The organism is uncultured Tateyamaria sp., assembly GCF_947503415.1.
Lineage (GTDB): Bacteria > Pseudomonadota > Alphaproteobacteria > Rhodobacterales > Rhodobacteraceae > Tateyamaria.
In genome coordinates, this window is sequence record NZ_CANNDS010000008.1 from 1 (window position 1) to 19,097 (window position 19,097).

Annotated in this window: 12 protein-coding genes; 5 read left to right on the plus strand and 7 right to left on the minus strand. The window is 59.7% G+C overall.

The features are described 5' to 3' along the window. Positions 1-139 precede the first annotated feature (139 nt). Together Q1A32_RS23095 and glf are read right to left on the minus strand one after the other, a co-directional pair. Positions 140-1,861: a calcium-binding protein gene (locus tag Q1A32_RS23095; RefSeq protein ID WP_299658187.1), complete on the minus strand. Its 1,722-nt coding sequence runs from the start codon at positions 1,859-1,861 to the stop codon at positions 140-142. A gap of 307 nt (positions 1,862-2,168) precedes the next feature. Continuing rightward, the gene (gene glf / locus Q1A32_RS23100) at positions 2,169-3,305 is read right to left on the minus strand and encodes a UDP-galactopyranose mutase (RefSeq protein WP_299658189.1); all 1,137 of its coding nucleotides are present in this window, start codon (positions 3,303-3,305) and stop codon (positions 2,169-2,171) included. Between the two features lie 161 nt (positions 3,306-3,466). On the opposite strand from glf, the gene Q1A32_RS23105 reads away from it, so the two are divergent. The 3 genes from Q1A32_RS23105 (at position 3,467) to Q1A32_RS23115 (ending at position 7,367) form a co-directional block, all read left to right on the plus strand. Next, positions 3,467-3,901, plus strand: coding sequence for a hypothetical protein (locus tag Q1A32_RS23105; RefSeq protein ID WP_299658191.1), 435 nt, complete (start codon positions 3,467-3,469; stop codon positions 3,899-3,901). 13 nt (positions 3,902-3,914) lie between these two features. Then, complete coding sequence (locus Q1A32_RS23110) at positions 3,915-6,224, plus strand: M10 family metallopeptidase C-terminal domain-containing protein (protein WP_299658193.1); 2,310 nt, start codon at positions 3,915-3,917, stop codon at positions 6,222-6,224. 105 nt (positions 6,225-6,329) lie between these two features. Continuing rightward, positions 6,330-7,367, plus strand: coding sequence for a hypothetical protein (locus tag Q1A32_RS23115; protein ID WP_299615892.1), 1,038 nt, complete (start codon positions 6,330-6,332; stop codon positions 7,365-7,367). Between the two features lie 5 nt (positions 7,368-7,372). Here Q1A32_RS23115 and Q1A32_RS23120 read toward each other — a convergent pair whose 3' ends face one another. Together Q1A32_RS23120 and Q1A32_RS23125 are read right to left on the minus strand one after the other, a co-directional pair. Beyond that, entirely contained in the window at positions 7,373-9,412 is a 2,040-nt protein-coding gene (locus tag Q1A32_RS23120) for a glycosyltransferase (RefSeq protein WP_299658196.1), read from the minus strand. Then, positions 9,402-10,460 carry a hypothetical protein gene (locus Q1A32_RS23125; protein WP_299658198.1) on the minus strand — a complete coding sequence of 353 codons (1,059 nt, stop codon included), beginning with the start codon at positions 10,458-10,460 and terminating at the stop codon, positions 9,402-9,404. Before Q1A32_RS23125 ends, Q1A32_RS23120 begins: the two co-directional genes overlap by 11 nt. Before the next feature lie 429 nt (positions 10,461-10,889). Between Q1A32_RS23125 and Q1A32_RS23130 the strand changes: the two genes are divergently transcribed. Then, complete coding sequence (locus Q1A32_RS23130) at positions 10,890-15,242, plus strand: calcium-binding protein (protein WP_299658200.1); 4,353 nt, start codon at positions 10,890-10,892, stop codon at positions 15,240-15,242. A gap of 75 nt (positions 15,243-15,317) precedes the next feature. Here Q1A32_RS23130 and Q1A32_RS23135 read toward each other — a convergent pair whose 3' ends face one another. Next, positions 15,318-16,193, minus strand: a complete 876-nt coding sequence (locus tag Q1A32_RS23135) for a hypothetical protein (protein WP_299658202.1) — start codon at positions 16,191-16,193, stop codon at positions 15,318-15,320. A gap of 264 nt (positions 16,194-16,457) precedes the next feature. On the opposite strand from Q1A32_RS23135, the gene Q1A32_RS23140 reads away from it, so the two are divergent. After that, entirely contained in the window at positions 16,458-17,513 is a 1,056-nt protein-coding gene (locus Q1A32_RS23140; RefSeq protein ID WP_299658204.1) for a hypothetical protein, read from the plus strand. A 25-nt stretch (positions 17,514-17,538) separates the two neighbouring features. Here Q1A32_RS23140 and Q1A32_RS23145 read toward each other — a convergent pair whose 3' ends face one another. Both Q1A32_RS23145 and Q1A32_RS23150 read right to left on the minus strand, forming a co-directional pair. Further along, entirely contained in the window at positions 17,539-18,525 is a 987-nt protein-coding gene (locus Q1A32_RS23145) for a glycosyltransferase family 2 protein (RefSeq protein ID WP_299658206.1), read from the minus strand. 20 nt (positions 18,526-18,545) lie between these two features. Continuing rightward, the gene (locus Q1A32_RS23150; protein WP_299658208.1) at positions 18,546-19,097 is read right to left on the minus strand and encodes a hypothetical protein; all 552 of its coding nucleotides are present in this window, start codon (positions 19,095-19,097) and stop codon (positions 18,546-18,548) included.

The following is a 19,097-nucleotide window of genomic DNA, read 5'->3' on the forward strand; positions in this document are numbered from 1 at the left end:
CGGCGACGTGGCCGTGCTGCGCTCGGACAGCGACCTGTCGGGCTTTGGTACGGATGACATTCTGTTCGGGTGAACGGCCACATATACGACACTCAAAAGGCGCCCGTCGGGGCGCCTTTTTCATTGCGGGGACGCGGTGTCAGATGATGTCGATGTCATCCCCAAGACCAACCGTGCTCATCATGCCTTCAAGCAGGACCGACTGACCGGCGCCAAAGCTCAGCAGAACCCCCTGCCCCGTCACCTCGCCCGCCGCGGCCACCTGCGCCGCATCCAGGCCACCCACAAGGCCCGAGGCCAGTTCCAGCGTATCCACGCCCAGCTCGAAATCGGTGATCACCTCGGTCGAGATCACCGTGCCAAACACAAACGTATCGGCACCCGCGCCGCCCGTCACCGTGTCCCGGCCCAGATCTCCGCCCTGATCGGTGTCCACGAAGCGGTCATCGCCCGCCCCCAGATCCACGCTGTCCTGACCGTTGCCACCAAAGACAAGATCGGCACCGCCGCCCCCGAAGATGCTGTCATTGCCGTTGCCGCCATAGAATGCATCATCGCCGCCGCCACCATTGATCGTGTCGAACCCGTTGCCCGCAAACACCGTATCCCGGCCCGCATCGCCACCCTGCGTGTTGTCGTTGAACACGTCGGCACCCTGGTTGAGGAACACCTCGTCCCGGCCATTGCCGCCAAAGACGGTGTCATCGCCGGCGCCCGCCCGGATCGTGTCGGCCTGGTTGCCGCCAAAGATCAGATCAAAGCCCAGCCCGCCGAAAATGAGGTCGAACCCGTCCCCGCCCGCAAACTCGTCCGCGCCCGCACCGCCGTTGATGGTGTCGTCGCCCAGACCGCCATTGACGGTATCGCGGCCCGCATCACCGCCCTGATCGTTGTCGTTGAAGACGTCATTGCCCTGGTTCAGGGTCACATTGTCCCGCCCATTGCCACCGTCAACCGTGTCGTTGCCGTCACCGCCTATGATCGTGTCGCCCTGATTGCCCCCGAAGATACTGTCATTGCCAGCGCCGCCCTCGATCAGGTCGAACCCGTCATTGCCGAGAAGGGTGTCGTTGCCGCCAAGACCCCTGATTGTGTCATTGCCCGCAAGCGCGTCGATCTCTTCCGGATCGTCGGTGCCCAAAGAAAGATCATCACCCGTCGTGATCGACACTCCGGACGATTTAACGGTAAAAGTGGTTCCGACAGTTGTAATTTCTCTGACCAAGACCAGATTTGACGTCGCACTCAGAACTGGGGCGGAATAACGAGACCCCGCTGCATGAAATTCAATTCTACCATTGGATATCTCGAAGTCGGCATAATCTGCCGAAGAACCATTTATCTTAATCATATCCCCTGCATTAAGCTCTGTGAACGTTGTCCAATCTAAAGCTGAAAGAGAGCTGAGAACGAATACATCATTGCCTTGTCCCCCCGATAACGTTGCAGCGCCAACGCCTCCGATGAGAGTATCGTCGCCTGTACCGCCTATAAGAAAATCGTCACCCTCAAATCCTAAAATACGGTCGTCTCCGCCTGCGCCATTCAAGGTGTCATCGCTGTGAAACCCTTCCAGAAACTCACCGGCTTCGGTGCCAACCTGGTCCACTTCAGCAGCATTAAGAAGTGTGAATAGGTCGCCGCCGCTAATCACAGAATAAAAATCTGGAAAGGTGAATCGATTGATAACCGTACTGGGGCCGGGCTGTGCGCCGCTCAGTCCCGCCTGCCAATCCAGAATTAGCGCGTCGTGCGACAAGGTGATGTCGGTGCTGTCGCCGGTCGCAGACAGAAGGGTGATCTGTCGCACCGGGCTTTGCTGAAAACTCACATCGTCCTGCCGTTCCACCTCAACGATCATCGTCGTGGTTCGCAGATCTGGGTGCGCGCTATTACTTAGGCTGACCACCACCGTGGATGAGCCATCTTGCGGTTCAACAACACTGCTACCATTGAACGCACGCATGAGGACTTGGAATATGCTTTCGCCTTCAATTGGGTGATAGTTTCCGCGAATAGTAAACATTTCTTCTCACTCATCATAAAGGCGCAGAACACATCTGTGCATTGCGTTCGATAGAAATTCAAGCGCTTCTATTCTTCTTCGAAGCGCTCAATTTTTATGAGTTGCTTGTTTCTCGCGGTTTCGACAAGCAGCGCCGTTGCACCTAAAGCGGCGCTTTCACAAATACCGGAGTTTCTGCGCCTTTTTCCAGAAATACCGCTGCCGTATCCAGGGCTTCGCGAATTGTGACGTCCATATCCAGATATCGGTATGTCCCCAGACGTCCCACGAATGTCACGCCACTTTCGGCTTCGGCCTTGGCGACGTAATCGGCCAAAAGCGCTTTTTCGTCCACCTGCCGGATCGGGTAATAGGGGATGTCGTCCGGTTCGGCCAAGCGGGAGAACTCGCGATAGAGCACCGAGCCGTCGTGGCTTTCCCAAGGGGAGAAATGCTTGTGTTCGGTGATGCGGGTGTGGGGCACGGTCTCTTCCCCGTAATTCATCACCGCGCAGCCCTGGTAATCGCCGTCATAGGTGAAGCGTTCGAAGTCGAGCGTGCGGTAGCCCAGACGTCCCAGATCGTAGTCGAACCAGCCATCGAGCGGGCCGGCATAGAACACGTGGTCATAATCTGCGGCCTGATCGCGGGTGAAGGTCGTGTTCAGGTGCACCGTGATGGCCTCGTGATCGAGGATGCGTTCGACCATGGCCGTATACCCGTTTTCCGGCATGCCCTGGAACTGGTGGAAGAAGTAGTTGTCGTCGTAGTTGAAGCGCACCGGCAGGCGTTTGAGGATCGAGGCGGGCAGGGCCGACGGCTGCATGCCCCATTGCTTGATCGTGTAGCCCTTGAAGAACGCCTCGTAGAGGTCGGGGCCGACAAAGCGCAGCGCCTGTTCCTCGAAGGTTTGCGGGTCTTCGATGCTGGTGTCGGCCTGATCCTCGATAAAGCTCCTGGCCTCGTCCGGGCGCAGGGTCTTGCCGTAGAACTGGTTGATCGTGTGCAGGTTGATGGGCAGGGAAAACACCTGCCCCTTGGAGGTGGTTTTCACCCGGTTCTTGTAGGGCAGGAAGGTCTCGAAGCTGTTCACATAGTTCCACACCTCTTCGTCGTCGGTATGAAAGATGTGGGGGCCATAGACATGCACCATGACCCCGGTGTCGGCATCGCGCGTGGTGTGACAGTTTCCGGCAACGTGATCGCGGGATTCCACAATGGTGATCTGGTGGCCGGCTTCTGCCAATGTGCGCCCGATGACAGCGCCGGAGAGGCCCGCGCCGACAAGAAGAATGTGCATCCGAAAACTCCTTAGATTTCGCTTGTGTTTGGCAGGTCCACCAGACAGCGGCAACGGAAATATCCGGCGCATCCCGTGGTATGGGCGCGGTTTCCCGCCGCAAACATGATGACGCCCCATGTCACATTGTGGGCCGTCTTAAAATTGACCAAGTTTTGCATATGATGCCGAGAAGTTTGATCTGTCTGGGGATTTTCGTTGCCATGATCGGTGGTGAGAGCACAAGTGCGCGCAGCGTGGACCGGCCTGCCGTGCGCGTCCAATGCGTGTCGGTCAACGGGTCTGACCGGGATATGCGCCCGTTGTGCCAGCAGATGGTGCAATCGCTGGCGCAGATCATCCCGCAGGCCGCCTTTCGGCAGGTGAGCCAGGCGCAGTGGCGCCCCCACGGCTCAAGAGATATCTCTGTCCGGCTGGAGATGTCCGCAGAGTCCGGCAAGCTCCTGTGGCAAATGGGCCCCATGGGCGAATTGCACACTGGGCCGGACCACCCATTCCATGCCAATAGCTCGGCGCGCGCGTCGGATCTTCGTCAGTTTACCGATGATCTGGTCGCGTCGACGCAGCCGATGTTGGCCGCCACCGCATTGAAGTAACGAGGACAGTTTTATGTGCACAGTTTGTATGATGACGCAGACGTTTGATCCGCTGCGTCACGACCCGGATCAGCCGATCTTTGCGGATGTCGACGAAACGACGGATGCCGCCGAAAATACATCGACCACATATTCGATGTCGGTGGGCGACACGTTCAACGGCACGATTTCGTCGTCCTCGGACGAAGACTGGATCAGGGTCGAGCTGACGGCGGGTGAAGCCTATGAAATCAGGCATAACGGCGTCTCGCTCAGGGATCCGCTGGTCCGGCTCTATGATGCGTCGGGCACGGAAATCACGTCGGATGATGACAGCGGTGGAAATCTGAACTCCCTGCTGGTTTACACACCCACCTCGTCGGGCACCTACTATATTTCAGCCGATGCCTATGGCTTCAACACCGGCACATACGAGCTGTCACTTTCTGAAAACATCCCGACACCGCCGCCCGGCACGCTCGGCACGCTGGACGAGTTGGCGACCTTCCTTCAGGAGGGGACACAAGGGTTCAGCCGGTCCTACAACACCAACCAGTCCAACCAGATCACGGTCAACCTGTCCGGTCTGACCGCTGATGGCCAGCAACTGGCCCGCTGGGCGATGGAGGCCTGGGAGATGGTGGCCGATCTCGACTTTGTCGAGGTCAGTTCGGGCGAGATGATCACTGTCGATGACGAGGATGACGGGGCCTTTGCCTACTATCCCAATGCCGGCTCGACCGATGATGGGGTCGAGTTGAATGTGTCCCGGCAATGGCTGGTCAACTCCGGCACCACGATCGACAGCTATTCCTTCCAGACCTATGTGCACGAGTTCGGCCACGCGCTGGGGCTGCGTCACCAGGGCAATTACGACGCCTCGCAAGGGCCCGTCACCTATAATGACGACGCCTATTTCACCAATGACAGCTGGCAGATGACAGTGATGTCCTATTTCAGCCAGACCGAGAACACCTCGACCGATGCGTCCTATGCCTATCTCAGCGGGGCGATGATGGCCGACATCGTCGCGATTCAGGATTATTACGGCGCGCCGGGCGCCAGCACCGCGACCACGGGCAATACGGTCTATGGGCAGGGCTCCAATCTGGGCAACTACCTGGACGAGGTGTTCGACTGGTTCGCCAACGGCACGACAAGCGATGACATCGAAGGCAACCTGATGGCGTTTACGGTCTATGACCGGGGCGGCTATGACACGTTCAATTTCGGGTTCCTGACGGATGACGCGCGCCTTGATATGCGCGACGCGCAGTTTTCGGATTTCGGGTCCTATGTCGGGATCCTGGGCATCGCGCGGGACACGGTGATCGAAAACGCGATTGTGGGCAGTGGCGATGACACCGTCACCGGCAATGCCGTTGCCAATACGCTGACCACCAATGGGGGCGATGACAGTGTTTCGGCGAATGCGGGCAATGATACTGTCTATGCCGGGGCAGGTGATGACACCGTCTATGCCGGTGAGGGCGACGACATGGTCTGGGGCGGGGACGGGCAGGACCTGATCTACCTCAACCAGGGCAATGACGTGTTCAACGACAACGGCCAGGGCGGCGATGCAGGCCGCGATACCGTGTTCACGGGGCTGGGTGACGACACGATCGAGGGCGGCAATGGCGATGACGAGTTCCATGGCCAGCAGGGCAATGACGTGATCAACGCGCGGCTGGGCAATGACGATGTCTTTGGCGGCGGCGGCAGCGACACGATCAGCACCGGCGAAGGCAACGATACCGTGGCAGGTGGCAACGGGCGTGATCTGGTGTTCCTGAACCAGGGCGACGACGTGTTCAACGACAACAGCCAGGGCGGCGAGTTGGGCCGCGACACGGTGTTCGGCGGCAGCGGCAACGACACCATCAACGGCGGCAGCGGCAGTGATCTGTTCAACGGCGGGGATGGCGACGACGTGATCGCTGGCGGCGACGGGTTCGACACGATCTATGGCGGCGACGGGAACGATGTGATCACCGGCGGCAACGGTCAGGACCGCATCTATATGGGTGCGGGCGATGACCGCTATGTGGATACGGGTCAGGCGGGCGATCTGGGCCGCGACGGCATCAACGGCGGTGAGGGCGCGGATACATTCGTGTTCGGTGCGGTCATTTCCGAGGACACGATCTTTGATTTCGAGCTGGGCGTGGACACGCTGGAACTGGCGTCGGAGCTTGTGGGAGGCCTGAGTGCCGCACAGGTGGCCGCAGCCGCGTCCGCCGTTGGCGCAGGTGTGTTGCTGAGCTTCGGTGCAAGCCAATCCATCCTGCTTGAGGGGCTGCTGAGCACGACCGGGCTGGAGGATGATATCAGCATCGTCTAGGGCCACGCCCCCGGGGGGCGCCGATCGCGCGCCCGGGCGCTTGTGCACGTTGCACGTATTGGTAAGAGAGGGGGGACGATAGGTTCGCGACCTCGGAGGTTTCTCATGTCCAAACGCACCCTGTTTCTGCACATCGGTGCACAGCGCACGGCAACCACATCCATCCAATCCTTCATGCACGCAAATATCGATGCGTTGATGCCCCTGGGCATTTTCTACCCGCTCCGGGTGGCGCGCCATATCGAGGTGATGGATCAGATGATGCCGCGCCATCCCGATGGGCGGCCCCGGCCCGGGGTCCCGGCCCGTGCGCCCTCCGATGTGGCCGCCGAGATCACGCGTCTGGCAGACAAGAAGCAGCACCCGCTGGACCGTGTCGTGCTGAGCGACGAAGGGCTGTCGCTGCGCCGGGATCTCAAGGCGCTGGTGCCGCTGAACGATCATTTCGACGTCAAGGTGATCTTCTTCCTGCGCCGTCAGGATCTGTGGCTTGAAAGCTGGTATTTCCAGAACATCAAATGGCAGTGGAACCGGGCGCTGGCGCATCTGACCTTCAACCAGTTCCTTGCCGGGATGGAGCAGTTCCACTGGATCGACTACGACCGGCATGTGACCATGCTGGAAAACTGTTTCGGCGCGGAAAACGTGCATCTGGCCGTGTTCGAGCCGGGGCAGATGCCGGACGGGCCCGTGGTGGAGTTCTGCCGTCTGATCGGTCTGAACGATCTGACGGGGCTGGCCCAGCCAAGTCATGAGAATGCCAGTCTGTCCCCGACGATGGTGGAATTTCTGCGTCATCTGCCATTGGATCAGGCCAATGACGGGGTGCGCGACAGCATCCTCGCGGCGTGCCGTCATGTCGACAGCGTGGTTCTGGGCAATGATCAGCGCAGCAGCGAACGCATCCTGGGCCTTCAGGATCGCCAGAAACTGCTCAATCTGTTCGAAGCGTCCAACCGCCGGTTGGCGCGGCGCTATTTCAACCGCGATGCCCTGTTTCAGGAGCCGTTGCCCGGCGCGGATGTTCCATTGGCAAAGCTGCGCCTGCCCGACAACAGCGCAGAGCTGATGGGGCAGCTTGTCGGCCCCCTGTTCGAACAGCTGATCGCAACGCAGACCCTGCAGCGGCCTGCGGGCAAGTAGCTCCGTTACTCCGCGGCCTTGGTCAGGCGGTTGCCGTCGTCGGATGTCTCCGAGGCCGGGACCGGACCGGCGGCCTTGATGTCGGTGTTGGCCGGGACAGTGTCCGCGCCTGCGCCATCCAGCTTCAGCGCGCCCTGCCAGAAGCCGGTGCCCGTCAGTTCGGGATAGGCTTTCTGCCAACGGTCCTTGAGGCTGTCATAGTCTTTCCAGAACTGGCGCATCAAACGGTAGGTTTTCAGGCTTTCGCTCAGCGCGCGCCACTTGGAATGGGTCACCGTATAGGCCTGGCCGTTGGCCTCGTTGCGATAGGTGATCTGGGCGGCCCCCCAGATCTCGCGCGGGTTCCAGCGCTTCTCTGCGGGCACGGTGACCCTGTTGCCGAAGCGGCTGAAGAAGGGCAGCAGGTGCCCGTTCAGGGTGATCTTCATCAGGCCCCGCTGCCAGCTTCGATGCGGGTTGAGCCACCGCCGCTCGGCCGGGGGTTCGGGCATGGCCTGCCAGGCCTCGATCTTGCGCAGGGCACCGATCTGGCCGCGCCGGGCCGCCATGTCGGCGTTTTCGGCAAAGAATTCGGGGCCGCGCATGACGTCTTCGAGGGCCAGGTTGATGGCGGCCATCGTCTCGTAATGGTGCGGGATCAGCGTGCGCGCCCAGAACCACAGCGCAATGCGCGCAGTGCCCCGCTTGCCGATGTCCATCGACGGCAGGCTGAGGTGGTGCGCCAGATGGCTGCGCAGGTCCAGATACCAGGTCAGGGGGCTGTCTTTTTCGGTAAAGCTTTCCTGAAACGACACCACGCCGGGCAGGGTCACGATGTTGAAATCATGCGCCAGGCTAAAGCTCACATCGTCGCCCCGCACGAAGAACGGGAAGGGCATGTGTTTCACTTCGTCCACGGGGAAGGCGAAATACCACCAGCCGCCATAGAAGTTGTGCGGATTGCGCGGGGTCGAGGCAAATTCCATGTCAAAGACCTGGGCCTGGTCCCGCAGGTCCGTGCCCCCGTATAGCGGTTTGCAGGCCCCATCGAAGGTGGCCCCGTTTTCCCACAGCGCCCAGGCATGGCGGGTCGAGATCATGGCCCCCGCCACGGCGGTGCCGGGGTCGCGCGCATAGGCCAGAAAGGTCCATGTCCGTTCAAAGGCATCCATGGGCGTGGCGGCGTCATCATCCGTGAACAGACAGTGGCTGTGCCCGCGTTCCCTGGCAGCCAGCAGCCCGCGCGAGAACCCGCCTGCACCGCCGAGGTTTTCGTTGTCGATGGCGGTCACATGGCTGTCGCTTTGAATGCCGGCGCTGCGCCCGTTGTCCACCACGATCATGTGCAGGTGGTTGCGCAATTTGGACTTGGCCATGAAGGCGCGGAACCGCTCCACGGTTTCGGCCACCGCGTCTTCGCGCCGAAATGTCGTGACGGCCAGCGCCAGGTCCGGTGTGCGGCGCGGGGCCTGGGTCGTGTCCCAGGCGGCCCAGTTCAACAGCCCGTCGCTCAAGGTTTTCACCTCGAAGAACAGGATCCCCTGCTCGGGCGCGTAGGGTGTCAGGTCCATTTCGAACCGCTGCGCCCGATCCGGCGACAGATCGACCACTTCGTTGACCAGCCGCCCCCAGGACCGGTCCGGAAAGGCGAGGAAAACGGTCAGCTCGACCGTGCCCCGTCCCGCCAGTTGCAGACCGATCGTTTTCAGGCCGCAATGGGTGTACCATTTGCCGACGTTGAACAGGTTGAAATAGGTGTTGAACTGCAGGTGCGCCCCTTTGGAGAAATGTATCTTCTGCGCTTGCAGGGAGACACCCGAGGGCCCGTGTGCACGAAAGTAGAGATCCTGTTCCGAACACAGGGCGGGCTCTGGCCAGGACAGCGGCTGCAGAAGCTGGCTGTTGGGCAGAGCGGGTTCGGCGGGCTGTTGTGCATACGATCCGCCGGATGGCGCAGTGTGCGCGGCCCGTGGTCCGGCGACAGGCCCGCGCTTTGGGGCAGGGCTTCCTGCCGGGCGAATGCGTTTCTTGGATTTGGGCGCCAGACGGGATGCTTTAAAGGTCATTGCTGTTCACAATCCAGATTTTAGAAAGCAATTGAGAGGTGAGGTCCACGATCTCTTCTTCGGTGATCCGGCCCAGGTTGCCCTGGGCTGGATGGTCGGGGCGTTCGGGAAAGAACGGCCCCTCGAGATCGGGAAAGAAGGTCTGTTTGAGCCAGGAATTCGCAGGTTCGAAATGGCGTATGATATGACGTGCGGTGCCGGCCGCCATGACGGGGCGCGGATGTGTCGGCATCTGGCTGATATACGGGGTCAAGAGCGTACGCTGCGGATTGGGCTGGCCGTCCTTCATGAAGGCGATGTTGGGGTGCAGCCGTCGTAGCAGTTCCAGCATGGGGGCGGAAAGACCGCGGTTGTCGTCCCGGGACGGCTCGAACCCATCGAGGTTGGGGTCCCATGTATTCAGCACGATGCCCAGGAAATCAGCAAGAATGTCACCGTTGATGAAATCGACAGACGAGAAGCGGCGTACGATCATGTTGTCCGCGCCCCAGACCTTGACCCATTTCGACAGCTCGCGGCGGTAGTAGAGATAGGGTGTCGGACTGTCAGGACCCATGCAGACATCCACGAAATCCCGGAACAGGTCATTGCTGAAGCCCCGGCGCATATACTCCCCATACATCGACAGGATCGCATCATCCTGCCGACGCACGTAGATCACGATCTTGATGTCGTCGAAATGCTGCTCCAGAAGCTGCTTGAGGCGCGCGATCTCTTCGGGGTGGTACATGTTCCCGGTCAGGTTTTCCGAGGACATGATCATGGTGTCGATGCTGTCGTCCAGCTGACCCTTGTGCCACTCGATCCGGTCCGACACCCTTTGGCGGAACTCTGCCAGCTCTTCCATCGAATGCAGCCCGTAATCGCGCGCAAAGTCGTGCACTGCGTTTGCGCAGGCAAAGAACAAGGTGATGTGGTTGGCGTCAGGTGACAGGACCTTGCCATAAGCCAGCCCATGTTCCGCCAGCCACTCCGGATTGTTTTCCAGACTGTTCTGTATAAGCGTCGATGCGGTCTTGGGCGTCCCGATGTGCAGAATGAGTTTCACTTTCCGCCTCTTGGTTTTGATCACGTCACATGCGGGATATCGCAGGTTGACCTGAAACCACCACCGCTAAAATTCACGGGACCGCCGCCATGTGGGTGCAGTGTTGGATTCGTGGGCAGACCCGGCCGATCATGAGCATGGAAGCGCTGCTTGTCTCACCTTTCGGGTGCGCCCATCCCGCGCCGGTTCCGCCACGTCCCTGTTGTACTTGGTCAGCGTGTCGTCCCTTGGTCGCGCGTCTTTTCCGAGACCCTGGAAAAGCGGGCGCGGCACGGGGTCGTAAACGCTTAGAGATTAAGTCAAATGTGACGTCAAACTGCCGTTTTATTCCGGAGTTTTTACACGCCCCAGACATAAATTAGTCACGTTTTTCCCCGACAAAAACGCTCTTGAAGCACGAGTTTTGAAAAGCGGGACATAGGCGGGTTTATGACGGAAACGGTGGTCGTATCTGACAACAGCAGTATCTGGATTGGCATTGATGGGTGGTACGCCCACAACAGCGCGTGGAACCGCCGCGATCTGGAAAACGGGACGGATTTCACGCAAAGCATAACCGTGCCCGGCGTTATGTCAGTCACGGAGGCGACAGTTGATGGCTCCACCATCGACTGGGATTGGCCGGAAGAGGCCAATGACGCCTTTGTCTATGGCTATCCCACGCTGGTCATCGGCCAGGTGCCCTATAACCCGCTGCCCACCACTTTTGACCATTTCCCGATCCAGGTGGACGACATTGTCGACCTGACGCTTGATTTCGACATGGACTGGACGCCGCAGGGACCCGATGACGATTTCAACGTCTCGGTGTCGATGTGGCTGACCAGTGATCCCGACGGGGGCGCAGGCGCCATCGAGGAAGAGATCATGATCTGGTTGCGCAACAGCGACCACACCCCGGCGGGCGACTTCACCGGCATTCAGGTCGAGGACAACCTTGGCACTTACGAGCTGTGGGCCCAACCCGACCAGACGGACGCGTCGGGCCAGACGGACAATGTATGGGACTTCTATATCCCGACCTATTGGACCCAGTCGCTGACGGAGGGCACGCTGGATCTGGATGACATCCTTCAGGTGATGATCGACAACGGTCTGATCTCCGGTGATCGCTGGCTGCACTCGGTCGAGCTGGGCCCTGAAATCGTGCATGGCGCAGGCAGCCTGACCATCAACGAGATCGATCTCAACCTTGTTGAGGTCGAGGGTCTGGGCGAGGAAATGAACGGCGATGGCGGCGACAACGCCCTCAATGGCCGGCACGGCAACGACACCATCATCGGTCTGGACGGCAATGACAGCCTGACCGGCATGAGCGGCGATGACAGCATTTCCGGCGGGGCAGGTCAGGACACCCTGCGCGGCGGCTGGGGCGATGACACGCTGGATGCCGGGGCGGACAACCAGCGCGATCTGATCGATCCGGGCCGGGGCAACAACCACGTGATCATGTCCGGCACGGACGGGGCGTGGGACAACCTGTTCTTCACCGATATCGGCCAGACCACGGTCACCGGCACCGGCACCGGCGATGACCGGATCGGCCACCACATGACCTTTACCGACCAGCGCGTCGGCATCACTCTGGATCTGACCACCGGCTTTGCGACCAGCAGCCTGCTCAGCGTCGATTTCTCGGCCGCGGGTGTGTTCAATGTGATCGCGGCCACCGGTTTTGACGACATCCTGACGGGCGGCAACACGGCCTTTGACAGCTGGGAACAGTTCACCGGCTATGCGGGCAACGACGCCTTTGACGGCGGCACCGGCACGGATGCGGTCAGCTTCGTGGCCGAAGAGACGCAAGGCTACTGGGACGTGGCCAACAACCAGCTGTATCTCGGCACGCAGGGCGCAGTCGTGGATCTGGCCCTTGGCACCGGCACGGACCTTTATGGCGACGCCGATACATTTGCCAATATCGAAGTGCTGCTGGGCTCGGGCTTTGGCGACAGCTTTACCGGCGGGGCCGAGGACAACTACTTTGTCGGCTACGACGGCAATGACACGCTGATCGGCGGCGAGGGCGGGGATTCCTTCCTTGGTGGCCGCGACAGCGACAGCATCGACGGCGGGCTGGGGATCGATACGATCAACTTCCAGTTCGAGATCAACAATCTGGGCGGCACGCAAGCCGTCAACGTCAACCTGGACACAGGTGTTGTCATCGACACGTTTGGCAACACAGACACGGTGCTGGGTGTCGAGGATATCGTTGGCACGCATATGAACGACACCATCATCGGCGGTGCTGCGGGCGAATTCCTGTTCGGTCGGCAGGGCGATGACACGCTGGCCGGTGGCGCGGGCGACGATTCCGTCGCGGGCGGCGAGGGCACGGACAGCCTGCGGGGCGGGGCTGGCAATGACAGCCTGACCGGCGGGGCCGAAAACGACACGGTCGAAGGCGGCGAGGGCGACGACCTTGTCAACGGCGACGCGGGCAATGATCTGGCAATCGGCCAGGGCGGCAATGACACCGTCTTTGGCGGTGAGGGTCTGGACACCCTGTTCGGCGGCGGCGGTGCGGATTCACTGTTCGGCGGCACAGAGGATGACACCCTGTTCGGTGTGGATGGGGACGACAACCTGCAAGGCGAACAGGGCAATGACGCAGCCTATGGCGGTGCGGGCAATGACGCGCTTTATGGTCACGAGGGCAACGACACGCTGCAGGGCGGCAATGGCCAGGATTCCGTCTATGGCGGTCTTGGCAACGACCTTATTCAGGATACGGGTGAGGATGGTCCGGCCGGGTCCGACCTTCTGGTCGGCAACGAGGGTGAAGACACCATCTTTGGCTGGGGCGGTGATGACACCGTGTCCGGGGGCGCTGATGCGGACCTTGCCTATGGCGGTCGCGGCAATGACACCCTGTATGGCGGAAGCGGCAATGACACCCTGTCCGGTGGGGTCGGCAATGACAGCATGTTCGGCGGGGATGACGACGACACGCTGTATGGCGCAGCTGGTGACGACAACGTCCAGGGCAATGGCGGCAATGACGAGATCTATGCCGGGGCGGGCAGCGATTCCGTCTACGGTCACGAAGGGTTCGACACGTTGCAGGCCGGCAATGGCCGGGATTCCGTTTATGCCGGGGGCGATGCCGACATCATCTATGACACCGAAGAGGGCGGAGATGCAGGCGCGGACCTGTTTGTCGGCGGCGGTGGCGATGACAGCATCTATGCCTGGGGCGGTCACGATGAAATCGCGGGCGGGGCCGGCAACGACCTGGCCTTTGGCGGCGTCGACAATGACACGCTCTATGGCGATGACGGCGACGATACGCTGTCGGGCAACCAGGGCGATGACCACCTGCATGGTGGCGCAGGCCGGGACACCCTGTACGGGGGCCTTGGCAATGACGAGTTCTTTGACGTGGCCGAAACCGGCCCCGAGGGCAACGACCAGTTCTTTGCGGGACAAGGCGATGACACCGTGCGCGGTGGCGGCGGCAACGACACCGCCTGGGGCGGCGACGGCAACGACCTGCTCTTTGGGGGTGTCGGCAATGACCGCGTGATCGGCAACCAGGGCGATGACACCCTGGCCGGAAACGAGGGCGCGGACGAAGTCTTTGGCGGGTATGGCAATGACCTTATCCTCGACGAAACCGTCGAAAGCGGCGCGGGTGACGACACCCTGCGCGGTGACTGGGGTGACGATTCCATCTATGGCGGTTTCGGCAATGACCTGGCCATTGGCGGTGAGGGCGCGGACCTGATCTATGGCGGCGCAGGCAATGACACGCTGATCGGCAACCAGGGCAATGACACCCTGTCGGGCAACACGGGCATGGACCTGGTCTTTGGCGGCTTGGGCGACGACATGATCTTTGATGCGGCCGAGGATGTCAGCGACATCCTGCATGGTGAAGCGGGCAACGACACCATTGTGGCATCGGGCGGCGACGACACGCTCTATGGTGGCGATGGCAGTGACGAACTGACCGGCGGCGAAGGTGACGATGTGATCTATGCCGGGGGCCAGGCCGACGTGGCCTATGGCGGCGCGGGCAACGACACGCTCTATGGCGGCGGCGGGCTTGATACGTTGTACGGTGGCAATGGCGACGATGTCTTTGTCGACACGGACCAGAACGATGCCTTTGGCGCGGATGCGTTTTACGGCGGGGCCGGCAATGATGATCTGCAAGGCGCGGGGGGCAATGACACCCTGTCCGGCGGTGACGACAATGACACGCTGACCGGCGGTGTCGGCGATGATGTCCTGTCTGGTGATGACGGGCAGGATCTCCTGAACGGCGGCGACGGCAATGACAGCCTGTTCGGCAACCTTGGCGACGACACGTTGGAGGGCGGCGCCGGGGCGGACAGTCTCTTTGGGGGCGGTGGCAATGACATCCTCACCAGCGGCGATGCCACGGACCTGACCACGAACGAGCTGCATGGCGCTGCGGGCAATGACACGCTGATCGGCGGCGGCGGCGATGACAGCCTCTTTGGCGGCGATGGCGATGACGTGTTCAACGGCGGTCTGGGTGATGACTTCATGCGCGGCGATGCCGGCATCGACACCTTCATCTTCGACGACACCAGCGGCAACGATACGGTTGGCGCCTTTGACACCAGCGGCGATCTGCTCGACTTCTCGGGCCTGACCGAGGTCACGGGATACCTGCAGGGCTTCAGCCTGTTCCAGGTCGGCGGCAACGTGGAAGCCCGGATCTTCGGCGATGACGACGTCGTGGATCAGGTGGTCACGCTGAACTTCACCTTCCGGGGCGACTTCTCGGCGGATGACTTCATCTTCTGAGCGGATGCCTGATGTTTGACCCCTGTCCTGTGGCGGCCCTTGGTGCGCCACAGGGCGCACGGCACCCCGTGGCTGTCAGCTGTCGAATATGCCGAGATCCAGAAGATCCATCTGGGCATCTTTCTGGATCAGCGACCGATCCTGCGCATACAGCGTCTTGAACCTTTCCTGCCGCTGCGCGCCAAAAGGGGCAAACCCGGGATTGTCAGCCGACTTCGGAAATTCGCGGATCATCTGACCCACATCCTGCCGCACCACGGGCCGGGTTTGAGACAACGCCTTGAGGCGGTTGATTGCCTTTTGGGAAAACCCGGGCCGTTCCCGGCTGTTGTCGATGTGCAGGGCCGGGACGGGGACACCTGTCAGGGCGGACAGAAACGCGCGTTCGTGTCCGCGCAGCTCCTCTGCCAGATAGACGACCAGGGGCACGCCCGGATACATGCGCGCCAACCGCACCAGCATCGGATGCCACAGCAGGCCTTTGGGCACATGTTCCATGAACTCGAGGAAAGGGCGAAAGGGTGTGGATTTCAGGGTCTCGCAATAGAGCGAGGGCAAATAGCCATCCAGACGCCGGATGCCGAACAGGATCAGATCGGGCGTGTAGTCCAGGTGGTCCACCACCGCGCCGACGCGCTCTTCCAATTGAGGATAAAGACCGACATCGGCGGATACGGCGTTCTGAACCAGCCCGGGAATATTCTCGTCAAACAGGATCGTCTTGCTGGATCCGATGGGGAACTCGGATGCGGGGGCCGGGGCCTCTTCGAAATTGTCGAACAGCAAGGGACGGGTGTATTTGTCGCGAAACGTGTCGAGATTCATATAGGCGACACCCGCCTGCGCCAGCGCATCGGCAGACGCGTCCAGAATACCCTGCAGGAATGTCGTGCCGGTCTTGTGTGCCCCAAGCCAAAGGACACGCCGGGCCGCCGAGAGTTGATCGTACATAGTGTGGTTCTTGATCCTCAACGACAGTTGCTCCGGGGTTGTTTGAGCACATGATCCGTCCCACGGTGCGTTCACGCAGTGATAGCAATACCGAGCATGGGCCGCCAATAGGTTCTTTGGTTTGGCCATCCCGAAGACATATTGGCTTGGGGTGCGGCCCTCCGCGCACAGGCGTGCTACAGGATTGCTTTCAACACATGCGGGTGCTAGGGATGCACCTGCTTTTCTGTTTGAACCCACTGAATTATATGGGAAAATAATATCATGGAGGCTGACAAACGCCGATTGATACTGCACGCAGGCATGCACAAGACGGGCAGCACATCCATTCAGCATTGGCTGCGCAACACGGCGTTCGAGGATGCGCATTACTTCAAATGGCGTCAAAGCAACCACAGCAATCTTTTTGTCTTGTTGTTTGAAGACAACCCGCACGAGTATCTTGGCCTCAAGAGAAGCGGCCTGACCCAAGAAAGCGCGGAAGAGCTGCGCGTTGAACAACGCAAACGCATGATCCAGCAAATCAATAACAACGACAAAAGCACATTTGTATTTTCAGCAGAACGAATTTCATCAGCACCGCGATCCGCGGTTCAAAGAATGAACACGTTTTTTTCTGAGTATTTCAACGACATACAAGTCTATGCCTATGTGCGCCGACCTGCTGGCTTCATGACCAGCATGTTTCAGCAGCATCTCAAGACAGGTTCAGTGCAATTGAACACCAAACAGCTCTGGCCTGACTACAAAGGTCGATTTGCCCGGCTGGACGAGATTTTTGGACAGGATAGCGTCCGTCTTCGTCTGTATGATGATCTGCAAGCCCGGAATACGGATGCTGTTACAGATTTCGGCAACTGGATTGGGTTACCACCTTCAATCGACACTGAGGTACGCCGCAATCAGTCCATGCGCTCGTCAGCTGTCGCGCTGCTCTATCTTTATCGCAAATATGCCGCTGAAATGCTCACCGAGAAGCAGCGGAAAGATCGCGACAAATTCGTTGTCCATAATCTTTGGCAAATCGAAGGCCAGCCTTTCTCTTTCAAACCGGTCACAGGCGATCTTCTGAAGGATCAAAAGCTACAGGACGATATGGGCTGGATGGCAAATCGACTGAACATAGACATAAACGATTTGGATCAGGACATAGGCGCGCGCGTCGTTTTTTCATGCGAAGATGATTTGGTGCGTGAAGCGATCCAATCCAGTCATCTCATGTTTCCGCAGGGATCAACACCGCAGCTTGACCCAGACACGACCGGAGCGCGGGAAGAGGCAATTCGCCGTGTCGCTCAGTTTTCAGAACTGGGGCAATAAGGCCTTGTTGATGTAACGCCTCTTTTCAACTCAATTTCAGCAGCAATTGCGGTTGTGTGCCAAGCGTCAACGACTCCGACGCGACGCCCGGTGCGTTGTCAAAGGCCTGCAGGAACAGGCCCGGGTCCATCTGGCGATAAGACGCCCTGACGCGGGACAGGAATTCCTGCCGCAACCCAGGGTCCATCCGGCCATTGATCCACTTGAGCAGCTCCAGCTTGAACTGCAGAAAGTAATGATAGTAGCGACGGGTCATGATTTCGTCGTTCAGGATCATCCTTTCGACGTCGCCCAATGCCTCGAACGCGTCAAAGCGGCGGGCGTCGAAGACGTTGGTGATCTGCTCACGCTGCGCGAACACGCGGTGCTTGATCAGGGTCTCGTTGTAGAGACAGATTTTGGACGCATGCAGATAGATGTGCCAATGGGCATAGATGTCATTGTTCACGGACGTCTTGGAAAAGAACAGGCCCGTGCGTTCGATGAAGTCACGACGCACGATCTTGTTCCAGGGGTAGTTCACCGTCAGCAGAATGCGTGGATTGGCCCGGACCGGCACGTCCTTGACCTCCCGCTTCTTGGTGACGATGGCATCCCAGATGCTGAGATCCTTGGACAGCATGCCTGTGACGTGGCCACTTTCAGATGTCATGTAGCCGTATTTGAAGGCCAGGACATCACACCCGTGCTCGTCCATCAAGTGAACGGCTTTTTCCAGGCCCCCGTCGGAAAGCACGTCATCGGCATCCAGGAAATAGATGTATTCCCCGCGCGCATGTTTCATTCCGATATTGCGCGCAACACCGGCCCCGCCGTTTTCCGGGCATGAAATGACTTTAACGCGGCTGTCGGTTTTCGCGTAGTCCTGGCAGATCGCCAGGGTATCGTCGGAAGAGGCGTCATCCACGATAATGGTTTCTGTTTCGACATTTGCCTTGCTCACGGTCGAGAGCGTTTGCAGAATATAGTCTTCAACATTGTAAGACGGTATGACGATGCTCAGCTTTACCATTGGATAATCCCCCAGCGTTTCTAAAAAACGGTGATTTCGTCAATTAGAATGTCTTGACTAAGGTTCTGGTATTGCAGGATCAAAAGGGGATTGAACAATGAGCTGTCGGACATGATGTCACGAAAGTCGGCCTGGGATATGTCGCACACCCCGTTTGCGCCCTCGTTCAGAACGATTGACCTCATGTTGTGGTTTTCAAAGGTTCCATCCGGCCGGTGCAGCCGCACCAGAGCAGATATTATGGTCCGGGCACTGACCGCCGCAGAGATGCGGTAGGCGCAGAAATTCCGCTCTTGCAGCAGTGCGGGGTTCAGGGACACGACCGAGGAAAACCAGCGGAATTTCGAGTCCTTTTTCTGCGTGATATGCAGCTTGCCGTCCTGCGTGCCGATCTCGCAGCGATGTGCGTAGTCTTCGTTCGCGTCGAATTTGAAGTTCGGGGCCGTCTCTTCGGAAAAGGCAAACGTCACCCCATCCGGCATGGGGTCGTGCGCCGCGTTCCAGTGCATGTGATACTGCGCAGGCTGGACGTCGCCCAGTGCAGCTTCATTTTCGAATTCATCTCCGACCAT

What these genes read in the sequence shown, in the direction of transcription:
- glf (WP_299658189.1), bottom strand. Translation starts at nt 3,305, where the DNA reads ATGCACATTCTTCTTGTCGGCGCGGGCCTCTCCGGCGCTGTCATCGGG.
- Q1A32_RS23145 (WP_299658206.1), bottom strand. Translation starts at nt 18,525, where the DNA reads ATGGTAAAGCTGAGCATCGTCATACCGTCTTACAATGTTGAAGACTAT.
- Q1A32_RS23105 (WP_299658191.1), top strand. Translation starts at nt 3,467, where the DNA reads ATGATGCCGAGAAGTTTGATCTGTCTGGGGATTTTCGTTGCCATGATC.
- Q1A32_RS23110 (WP_299658193.1), top strand. Translation starts at nt 3,915, where the DNA reads ATGTGCACAGTTTGTATGATGACGCAGACGTTTGATCCGCTGCGTCAC.
- Q1A32_RS23115 (WP_299615892.1), top strand. Translation starts at nt 6,330, where the DNA reads ATGTCCAAACGCACCCTGTTTCTGCACATCGGTGCACAGCGCACGGCA.
- Q1A32_RS23135 (WP_299658202.1), bottom strand. Translation starts at nt 16,193, where the DNA reads ATGTACGATCAACTCTCGGCGGCCCGGCGTGTCCTTTGGCTTGGGGCA.
- Q1A32_RS23095 (WP_299658187.1), bottom strand. Translation starts at nt 1,861, where the DNA reads ATGATCGTTGAGGTGGAACGGCAGGACGATGTGAGTTTTCAGCAAAGC.
- Q1A32_RS23130 (WP_299658200.1), top strand. Translation starts at nt 10,890, where the DNA reads ATGACGGAAACGGTGGTCGTATCTGACAACAGCAGTATCTGGATTGGC.
- Q1A32_RS23140 (WP_299658204.1), top strand. Translation starts at nt 16,458, where the DNA reads ATGGAGGCTGACAAACGCCGATTGATACTGCACGCAGGCATGCACAAG.
- Q1A32_RS23120 (WP_299658196.1), bottom strand. Translation starts at nt 9,412, where the DNA reads ATGACCTTTAAAGCATCCCGTCTGGCGCCCAAATCCAAGAAACGCATT.
- Q1A32_RS23150 (WP_299658208.1), bottom strand. Translation starts at nt 19,097, where the DNA reads ATGGTCGGAGATGAATTCGAAAATGAAGCTGCACTGGGCGACGTCCAG.